Origin of the sequence: Mesorhizobium sp. M1E.F.Ca.ET.041.01.1.1 (genome assembly GCF_003997355.1) — a bacterium.
Lineage (GTDB): Bacteria > Pseudomonadota > Alphaproteobacteria > Rhizobiales > Rhizobiaceae > Mesorhizobium.
In genome coordinates, this window is record NZ_RZSL01000232.1 from 1 (window position 1) to 8,976 (window position 8,976).

The following is an 8,976-nucleotide window of genomic DNA, read 5'->3' on the forward strand; positions in this document are numbered from 1 at the left end:
TGCGCGCCCCGGCCTCGATCTGGGCGATGCGCAGCAAAGCGTCGAACGTCTGGTTGATCTGCAGGCTTTCGGCGCGCGCATCGGCCAACTCGCCGGTGACATCCTCGCCCGAGGCGGCCTTGTCGGCGGCCTGCTCCAGGATCATCTGCAGGCGGTTGAGCGGTGTCTTCAGGTCATGCGCGATGTTGGCGCTCACCTCCCGCATGCCGTCGACCAGCGCGGACAGGCGATCGAGCGCGGCGTTCACCTGGATGGACACCGCGTCTATGTCGTCGCCATTGCCGATCAGCGGGATACGCGCGTCGAGCCGTCCGTGCGAGACGTCGACCATGGTGGCGGCGATGCCGTCGAGGCGCCGCTGCACGCGCGAGGCAAGCAGGGCGCCGCCGGCGATCGCCAGGCCGGTGATGAACAGCGTGCCCCAGCCGAAGCTCATCAGCACGATGGTCTCCAGCTCGTCGGTCTCGGCGAGCGAGAAGGCGACCGTCAGATTGTTGCCGCCAACCTCGCCCGTATAGGCGCGGTACATCGTGTCGGGCGGCACGCCCGGCAATCTGACTGCGAACATCGAGAAACCGTCGGGCAGGCCGGAAGCGGTGAAGTTTCCGGCCAGATGGTTGCCGTCGGGATCGGTCAGCGAGAAAAGCTGGTCCTTGTCCGGGCTGAGGTCGGCATTGTTTTTGACCGAGGCGATAAGGTCGTCCCTGTCGTTCTCCGTATAGGTCAGGGCGACGACCGAATAGGTCTCCTTGATGGATTGATCCAGCCGTCTCGCGAGGTCGGCGCTCATCAATTGATAGACGATCGCGCCGGACAGGATGAAGGCAAGCACGAAGAGGAAGGCAAAGGTCAGCGCCAGCCGGAACGGCGTGCTGCGCAGCAGGCTGAGGCGTGTTTCTTTCATCGTGTCAGGCGGGCTTCGGCCAGAACAGCCACAGCAGCGCCAGCGCCGCCACTGTCCAGACCGCGATCATGAAGATCAGGCCGGCCCTGCTGCCCGGCCTGGCGCGGCGCGCGGCCTCGGCGCGGAATTCCTGCATGAGATCGGGCGGGACCAGCTTGACCGCCAGCATGATGCCGAGCGGGACGATCAAAAGGTCATCCAGGTAGCCGACGACCGGGATGAAGTCCGGGATGAGATCGATGGGGCTGAGGGCATAGGCCGCGACCGCTCCGGCGGTCGCCTTCGCGTACCAGGGTACGCGGGGGTCGCGGGCGGCAAGCCACAATGCCACCGTGTCGCGCTTGATGACGCGCGCCCATCGCTTTGCAGTATCCAGCATCGGCATGTCGCTTATATACGGACAGCCGGTCGGACGCGCGAGATGCGATCACGCATGGATCGTCAACCCGGCGCATGCAGGCTGTAGCCGGTGTTGCGCACGGTATGGATGAGCGGCACGTCAAACGGCCTGTCGACCTTGGCTCTCAGCCGGCTGATATGGGTCTCGACGACGCTGGTCTTGGGATCGAAATGGAAGTCCCAGACGCGCTCCAGCAGCATGGTGCGGGTGATGACGCGGCCCTCGCCGCGCATCAGCACCTCGAGCAGGCTGAATTCCCGGGGCTGCAGGTCGATCGCCTGGCCCTGCCTGGTCACGCGCCGCATGATCAGGTCCATTTCCAGGTCGGCAACGCGCAGAGCCGTCTTCTGCTCCTGCGCCGCCGGCCGGCGGCCGAGCGCGTTGATGCGGGCAAGCAGCTCCGAAAAGGCGAACGGTTTGACGAGGTAGTCGTCGCCGCCGGCCTCCAATCCCTCGACCCGGTCGTCGACGCCGCCGATCGAGGTCAGGAATATGGCCGGCGTCTGGATGCCTGCGGCACGCACCGCCTTGATCAGGGAAAGACCGTCCAGGCCGGGGATCATGCGGTCGGCCACGATGACGTCATAGGCATCGCGGGTGGCCGCGATGAGCGCGTCATGGCCGTTGCGCAGGAGATCGCAGGCGTGTCCGGCCTCGGTCAGCCCCCTGACGATGTAGTCGGCAGTCCTTGGGTCATCCTCAACCAGCAGAAGTCGCATGTCGGCCTGTCGTCCGGAGTCCAGCGCAAGCGGCATGCTAGCATCGGCGACGGCCCATTCCCACAAGCCCGGCTTACGCGCGCCTGTACGGTTCCTTACAAATTCGTAAGGATGATCGAAAATACTGATGAGGCCTCGCAATGGGGCGGGAGAAAGGCTAGGGGATAAACGTCCTTGCCCGGGCCGGAGTGACTGATCCCGAATGGCTTACACATCACTCAAGTCAGCGCCAAAGGCGTTCGACCAGCACAAGCGCCTGATCGTCGTCCAGGCCGCCGCCGTGGTGGCCATCGTCCTGCTCCTGTTTTCCAGGCCGTTTCTCAGCGAGGGCTCGAACGGGCACGAGCTGATGGAGACCGCCGGCTTCGGCCTTGTGCTCGTCTGCTTTCTTGGCCGGCTGTGGAGCATCCTTTATGTCGGCGGCAGGAAGAATGACGAGCTGATCGTCTCGGGTCCGTTCTCGATGACCCGCAACCCCCTCTATTTCTTCTCGACCATCGGCGCGGTCGGCATCGGGCTGATGTTCGGATCGGTGCTGGCGGCAGCGGCGCTGGGGCTCGCAAGCTTCCTCGTTTTCCGGTTCACCGCCCGCATGGAGGCCGAGTTCCTGTCCGGCAAGTTCGGTGCCGCCTACGCCGCCTATGCCGAGCGGACGCCCCGGTTCTGGCCGAACCCGCTGCTTTACCAGGACCAGGATCAGTGGCTTTTTTCCACCGGCGCGCTGAAAAGCACGTTCCGGGACGGGCTTTATTTCCTGGCCTTGTTTCCGCTCATCGAAACGGTCGAGTATTTTCGCATGACGGGCGTGCTGCCGACCTTGTTTACCGTCTATTGATATTTCACCGCTCAACCCAAAGCGGATCGCGCCGAAACGAATTCAGGCGACGCGCTTCAAGTCTTTGTTTTGATGCATGTTATTGTCCCAAAACCGCTGCGCGCTTTTGGGCGACATGCATTGAGCCGATTTGCACCCAAAAGAAGTCAGCGGCAACGCCTTGATGGCCTGAGCCGATCGAACATAAAGGTCGGGTCTGAACCTTGGCTGGCGGTAACACGATGGACGCTCGCATATCGAAGCGCAAAATATCCGGACGGATGTCGGTTTTTGAGCTCGACACCCTGCGGGAGGCTTTCAGGCGATCCGTCCGCGAGAACAACGTCACCGAAGTCGAGTGGGCCGAACACGCCAAGCTTTTCGTCAAAAGAGCGACCTATAAAGAAAGCCGCGCGATCAAGGCCTGACTGGCCTGACGCCCTGCGGTCGCGGGTTGCCGCGCCTCCGTTTTCCACCAGCGTTACGCTGCCGTCTCCTGACGGTAGACGAGTCCAGCCTCCTTCAACGGATGACAAGGCGGCGAACATGTCTTTGACGGATCCGTACTGATTGACGGTCTGTATCCGTTCGGTGTCCGTTGAATCGCGGTATTGCTCCAACTATTTGTTTTCACGCAATTCCAAGGTGGAAAGCCGTTTTACGCTGCCTTGGTATTGCGCTGGAGCAACAAATGAATTTGAGCGGCCGAGCGAGCCGATCTGAACCGGAATGGAGCGCATGAAGAAGATCGGATTTTTGTCGTTCGGGCATTGGGCGCCCTCGCCGCAGTCGGGCACGCGCTCGGGTGCCGACGCGCTGCTGCAGTCGATCGACCTTGCGGTGGCCGCCGAGGAGCTCGGCGCCGACGGCGCCTATTTCCGCGTCCATCATTTCGCCCGTCAGCTCGGCTCGCCATTTCCGTTGCTTGCCGCCGCCGGCGCGAAGACCAAGCGCATCGAGCTCGGCACCGCCGTTATCGACATGCGTTACGAGAACCCGCTTTATATGGCCGAGGATGCGGGCGCGGCCGACCTCATCGCCGGCGGCCGGCTGCAGCTCGGCATCAGCCGCGGCTCGCCCGAGCAGGTGATCGATGGCTGGCGCTATTTCGGCTACGTGCCGGAAGAGGGCAAGACCGACGCCGACATGGCGCGCCGCCACGCCGAGATTTTTCTCGACCTGTTGCGCGGCCAGGGTTTCGCCCAGCCCAATCCGCGGCCGATGTTTCCCAATCCGCCCGGTCTGCTCCGGCTCGAGCCGTTCTCCGAGGGCCTGCGCGAGCGCATCTGGTGGGGTGCGGCCACCAACGCCACCGCCGAATGGGCGGCCAAGCTCGGCATGAACCTGCAGAGCTCGACGCTCAAATTCGACGAGAGCGGTGAGCCGCTGCACATCCAGCAGGCCGAGCAAATAAGAGCCTACCGCGCCGCCTGGAAGGAGGCCGGCCATACCAGGGAACCGCGCGTCTCGGTCAGCCGCAGCATTTTCGCCCTGGTCAACGACATGGACCGCGCCTATTTCGGCGGCAGCGAGGGCGAAGACCATTTCGGCTATATCGAGCCGGAAAAGCGCGCCGTGTTCGGCCGCACCTATGCCGCCGAGCCGGACGTGCTCGTCGAGCAGCTCAGGCAAGACCAGGCGATCGCCGAGGCCGACACGCTGCTGCTCACCGTGCCCAACCAGCTCGGCGTCGCCTACAACGCCCATGTCATCGAGGCGATCCTGAAGCACGTCGCGCCGGCGCTGGGCTGGCGGTGATTTGGCGAAAACGGCGAGGCGCGTAATCTCCCCCCTTGCGGGGGAGATGGCCGACAGGCCAGAGGGGGTCGCCTCACGTAAATCGCCGACCTGATCTCTTGTCGCAGAAGGGCGCCGGCGCTTCACGCGCGGCGACCCCCTCTGTCGCCTTCGGCGACATCTCCCCCTCAAGGGGGGAGATTGGCGCCGGCGCCTTCCCGTCCGCCTTACCATCGATATTGACACCTGATAAAATGTCGCCCTAGTTTGCGTAATCGGTTACGTAACCGATTACGGCTCATCAAAAGTGGAGGAAAGCATGAGCAAGGTTTCAACTACCCATGGGCTCGATCTCGGCTCGTTCTCGCGCCGCCAGTTCCTCAAGACCAGCGCGTTTGCCGCCGGCGCGCTCGCCTTGCCGCTCGGTCCGGTCCTCGCCGCCGACAAGCCGAAGGTCGGCCTGGTGATGAAGTCGCTGGCCAACGAGTTCTTCAAGCAGATGCAGGCCGGCGCGGAGGAATACGCGGCCAAGAACAAGGACAAGTTCGATTTCGCCGCCGTCGGCATGAAGGACGAGCGCGATTTTGCCGCTCAGGTCGACGCCATCGAGAACTTCATCACCCAGAACTACAACATCATCGTCGTGGCGCCGGCCGATTCGAAGGCCATGGTCACGCCGATCGCCAAGGCGCTGAAGGCCGGCATCAAGGTCATCAACATCGACGTTGCGCTCGACGAGAAAGCCAAGAAGAAGGCCGGCGTCGACCTCGCCTTCTTCGGCCCGGACAACCGCGCCGGCGCCAAGCTCGCCGGCGATGCGCTCGGTAAGGCGCTGGGCAAGGGCGGCAAGGTCGTCATCCTCGAGGGCAATCCGGAGGCCGACAACGCCAAGCAGCGCAAGCTCGGCTTCGACGATTCGGTGAAGGAGTACAAGCTGAAGCTGCTCGACTCCAAGACGGCGCATTGGGAGACCGAGGAAGCCAACACGCTGATGACCAACTTCCTCACCCAGCATCCCGATATCCAGGGCGTGATGGCGGCCAATGATTCGATGGCGCTCGGCGTCGTCAAGGCGATCGACGCGGCCGGCAAGTCCGGCCAGATCAAGGTGGTCGGCTTCGACAACATCCCGGCCGTCGGCCCGCTGTTGAAGAGCGGCAAGATGCTCGCCACGGTCGAGCAGTATGGCGCGCAGATGGCGGCCATGGGCATCGACTACGGCCTGCGCGAGCTTGCCGGCGAGAAATTCTCCGGCTGGGTCAAGACCGACGTCAAGCTGATCACCGCTTGAGGCGAGCAAGGGCGCCGGTACTCCCTCTGGCGCCATTCATTCGCTTGTCTCATCATCGCCGCCGGCAAACTGTCGGCGGCGATGACCGCGCGCTCACACCGCCTTGCGGCGGAAGAGCGCCATTCAGGATTGCTGCATGGACGATGTGATTCTTTCCCTTGAAGGGGTCGGAAAGATCTTTCCCGGCGTCGTCGCGCTGAGCGAGGTCTCGCTGTCGATCGCGCGCGGCGAAACCCATATCGTGCTCGGCGAGAACGGCGCCGGCAAATCGACGCTGATCAAGCTCTTGGCCGGCATCTACCAGCCGGACAGCGGCACCATCGCCTTCAACGGCGCGCCCTACCAGCCGATGACGCCGCACGATGCGCAGCAGAGCGGCATCCGCATCGTGCATCAGGAGCTCAACCTTCTACCCTATCTCAGCATCGCCGAGAATCTGATGCTGGAAAACCTGCCGCGCCGCGCCTTCGGCATCGTCGACCGCAAGGCGCTCAACCGCCGCGCCGTCGCGCTGCTCAAGGAGGTCGGCCTCGACGTCGATCCGCGGACACGGGTCGAGGCGCTCGGCGTCGCGCAGATGCAGCTCGTCGAGATCGCCAAGGCGCTGAGCTACGACAGCAAGCTTCTGGTGCTCGACGAGCCGACCGCGACGCTGACGCCGCCCGAGATCGCGCGGCTCTTTTCCATCATCAAGCAGCTCAAGGCCAAGGGCGTCACCATCATCTACATCTCGCACCGCCTGCACGAGGTGTTCGAGATCGGCGACCGGGTCACCATCTTGCGCAACGGCAGGCTGGTCGCGACCCGCGAGCTCCACGGCCTTAGCGTGCCGGATATCGTGCGGATGATGATCGGCAGAGACATCGCCGACGAATTTGGCTTCGATGCCTCGATCGCGCCGGGGAAGGTCGCGCTCAGCGTCGCCAATCTGAAGCGCAACGCCGCGACGCCGGAAATCTCCTTCTCGGTTCGGCATGGCGAGATCCTGGGCGTCGCCGGCCTGGTCGGCAGCGGCCGCACGGAAGCCATGCGAGCCCTGTTCGGCGCCGATCCCAAGCTCGACGGCGTCGTCGAGATCGACGGCAGGCCGGTGGCGATCACGGCGCCCAAGGATGCCGTGCGGCACGGACTGAGCCTGCTCACCGAGGACCGCAAGGGCCAGGGCCTGCTGCTCGACCTGGCCGTCGACAAGAACATCACCATCACCGATCTCGGCAAGGTCTCGCGCCACGGGCTGGTCAACCGCCGGGCCGAAGCCGCGGCCGCGAACGACCTGGTCGGGCAGCTGCGCGTCAAGGCGAGCTCGATCGAGCAGGCCGTGCGCAATCTTTCCGGCGGCAACCAGCAGAAGGTGGTTTTAGCCAAGTGGCTGTTCCGCGGCACCTCGACGCTGATCCTCGACGAGCCGACGCGCGGTGTCGACATCGGCGCGCGGCGCGAGATCTACCAGCTCCTGTGGATGCTGGCGGCGGCACAGAAGGGCATCATCATAGTGTCGTCCGACCTGCCGGAGCTGATGGGCATGTGCCACCGCATCATCGTCTTTTCCAAGAACAGAATTGTCGGCGAGGTGCCGCGAGCCGAATTCGACCAGGAGCGCATCCTGTCGCTCGCCTACCAGGAGTATGTGCGACCATGAGCGAGACGTCCGACGCAATCGTTTCGGCGCCTGTTTCCCCCGGAAGGGCGAAGTTCCTGCGTTTCCTGGTGCGCGATGCCGGCGTGCTGCTCGCGCTGGTGCTGATCACGCTGTTCTTCTCGGTCAGCGCGCCCTATTTCGCCACGCCCGGCAACGCGCTGAAGATCTTCGTCCAGATCGCCATCAACACGGTGCTCGCCGCCGGCATGACCTTTGTCATCCTCACCGGCGGCATCGACCTTTCGGTCGGCTCGGTGCTGGCGCTGTGCACCGTGGTGGGCGCCACCGTCATGATCGACGAGAGCCTGTCGCCGGCGGCGGCGATCACGCTGGCGCTATTGGCCTGCATGGCGACGGGTGCTGTCTGCGGCTTCCTCAACGGCTGGATCTCGACCCGCTGGAAGATCCCCTCCTTCATCGTCACGCTCGGCATGCTCAACATGGCGGCGGGCGCCGCGCGCGTGGTCAGTGACAATTCGACCATCACCGGCCTGCCGCAGAGCTTCGTCGATTTCGGCAACCTCATCATCGGCGGCTTCCTGCCCTCGATCTTCCTGGTTGCGGTGCTGGTGATCGCGGCCGGCTGGTTCGTGCTGCGCTTCACCGTCTTCGGTCGCATGATCTTCGCGGTCGGCACCAATGACGAGGCGGTGCGCCTCTCCGGCCACAATCCGGACTTCTACAAGGTCGCCGCCTTCACCATCAGCGGCCTGACGGCCGGCATCGCGGCCATGGTCTATCTGCTGCGCTTGAACATCGGCAGCCCGATCGCCGGCGTCGGCTACGAGCTCAACGCGATCGCCGCCGTCATCATCGGCGGCACCAGCCTCAGCGGCGGCAAGGGCTCGATCATCGGCACGCTGGTCGGCGCCTGCATCCTGCAGGTCTTGAGCACCGGGCTGCAGCTGCTCGGCGTCGGCGACAATTTCAAACCCATCGTGATTGGCCTTGTCATCGTGCTCGCCGTCATCCTAGACGCGTATCGGGAGAGGCTGTTGCGGAAAATCCGCTAGGGAGCCAGGGGAACCAGGGACCATGACGACGATTGCCGATGTCGCACGCTATGCGGGGGTGTCCGTCGCCACCGTCTCGCATGTGATGAACCGCACGCGCCATGTCGAGCCGGAGACGGCCGAGCGCGTGCGCGCGGCGATCACCGCGCTGCGCTACAGCCCGAACTCGCTGGCGCGGAGTCTGCGGCGCGGCGAGACCAAGACCATCGGCCTGCTCTTGCCCGACAATTCCAACCCGTTTTTCGCCAGCGTTGCGCGCCAGATCGAGGATGCCGGCTTCGTCGCCGGCTACACGGTGATCCTGTGCAACTCCGACGGCAACGCCGAGAAGGAAGAGCGCTATCTGTCGGTGCTGCTGGCAAAGCAGATCGACGGACTGATCTTCGCCGGCTCGTCCGACCATGCGAGGGTGTTCTCGCGCCTTTCCGCCGCCGTGCCGGCGGCGCTGGCCGAACGCGA

General features: G+C 64.2%; 10 protein-coding genes. 7 read left to right on the forward strand and 3 right to left on the reverse strand.

The window, feature by feature from the left end; translation table 11 throughout:
* From EOA38_RS19230 to EOA38_RS19240, 3 genes are all read right to left on the reverse strand, one after another.
* The coding region (locus EOA38_RS19230; protein ID WP_127299979.1) for a histidine kinase dimerization/phospho-acceptor domain-containing protein at nt 1-904 on the reverse strand (904 nt) is incomplete at its 3' end.
* 4 nt (nt 905-908) lie between these two features.
* On the reverse strand, nt 909-1,289 hold the full coding sequence (locus tag EOA38_RS19235) for a YkvA family protein (RefSeq protein WP_127299980.1): 381 nt from the start codon (nt 1,287-1,289) through the stop codon (nt 909-911).
* 56 nt (nt 1,290-1,345) lie between these two features.
* Complete coding sequence (locus EOA38_RS19240) at nt 1,346-2,023, reverse strand: winged helix-turn-helix domain-containing protein (RefSeq protein WP_126091104.1); 678 nt, start codon at nt 2,021-2,023, stop codon at nt 1,346-1,348.
* A gap of 202 nt (nt 2,024-2,225) precedes the next feature.
* Between EOA38_RS19240 and EOA38_RS19245 the strand changes: the two genes are divergently transcribed.
* The 7 genes from EOA38_RS19245 to EOA38_RS19275 all read left to right on the forward strand — a co-directional run.
* Nucleotides 2,226-2,858, forward strand: a complete 633-nt coding sequence (locus tag EOA38_RS19245; RefSeq protein ID WP_126091105.1) for an isoprenylcysteine carboxylmethyltransferase family protein — start codon at nt 2,226-2,228, stop codon at nt 2,856-2,858.
* 203 nt (nt 2,859-3,061) lie between these two features.
* Nucleotides 3,062-3,265 (forward strand): hypothetical protein, encoded by a 204-nt coding sequence (locus EOA38_RS19250; protein WP_127299981.1) that lies wholly within the window; start codon nt 3,062-3,064, stop codon nt 3,263-3,265.
* Nucleotides 3,266-3,575: 310 nt separating this feature from the next.
* A complete protein-coding gene (locus tag EOA38_RS19255; RefSeq protein ID WP_127299982.1) occupies nt 3,576-4,595 on the forward strand; it encodes an LLM class flavin-dependent oxidoreductase in 1,020 nt (339 codons plus the stop codon).
* Between the two features lie 298 nt (nt 4,596-4,893).
* A complete protein-coding gene (locus tag EOA38_RS19260) occupies nt 4,894-5,865 on the forward strand; it encodes a sugar ABC transporter substrate-binding protein (RefSeq protein WP_127299983.1) in 972 nt (323 codons plus the stop codon).
* 136 nt (nt 5,866-6,001) lie between these two features.
* Nucleotides 6,002-7,504 (forward strand): sugar ABC transporter ATP-binding protein, encoded by a 1,503-nt coding sequence (locus EOA38_RS19265; RefSeq protein ID WP_127299984.1) that lies wholly within the window; start codon nt 6,002-6,004, stop codon nt 7,502-7,504.
* Entirely contained in the window at nt 7,501-8,517 is a 1,017-nt protein-coding gene (locus tag EOA38_RS19270) for an ABC transporter permease (RefSeq protein ID WP_127299985.1), read from the forward strand. Before EOA38_RS19265 ends, EOA38_RS19270 begins: the two co-directional genes overlap by 4 nt.
* 22 nt (nt 8,518-8,539) lie before the next feature.
* Nucleotides 8,540-8,976 (forward strand): LacI family DNA-binding transcriptional regulator (locus EOA38_RS19275; RefSeq protein ID WP_145965997.1); only part of this gene is annotated, 437 nt, incomplete at its 3' end.

Excerpts from the sequence above, each read along its gene's own strand:
- EOA38_RS19235 (WP_127299980.1), bottom strand. The coding sequence starts at position 1,289 with ATGCCGATGCTGGATACTGCAAAGCGATGGGCGCGCGTCATCAAGCGC.
- EOA38_RS19240 (WP_126091104.1), bottom strand. The coding sequence starts at position 2,023 with ATGCGACTTCTGCTGGTTGAGGATGACCCAAGGACTGCCGACTACATC.
- EOA38_RS19245 (WP_126091105.1), top strand. The coding sequence starts at position 2,226 with ATGGCTTACACATCACTCAAGTCAGCGCCAAAGGCGTTCGACCAGCAC.
- EOA38_RS19255 (WP_127299982.1), top strand. The coding sequence starts at position 3,576 with ATGAAGAAGATCGGATTTTTGTCGTTCGGGCATTGGGCGCCCTCGCCG.
- EOA38_RS19260 (WP_127299983.1), top strand. The coding sequence starts at position 4,894 with ATGAGCAAGGTTTCAACTACCCATGGGCTCGATCTCGGCTCGTTCTCG.
- EOA38_RS19265 (WP_127299984.1), top strand. The coding sequence starts at position 6,002 with ATGGACGATGTGATTCTTTCCCTTGAAGGGGTCGGAAAGATCTTTCCC.
- EOA38_RS19270 (WP_127299985.1), top strand. The coding sequence starts at position 7,501 with ATGAGCGAGACGTCCGACGCAATCGTTTCGGCGCCTGTTTCCCCCGGA.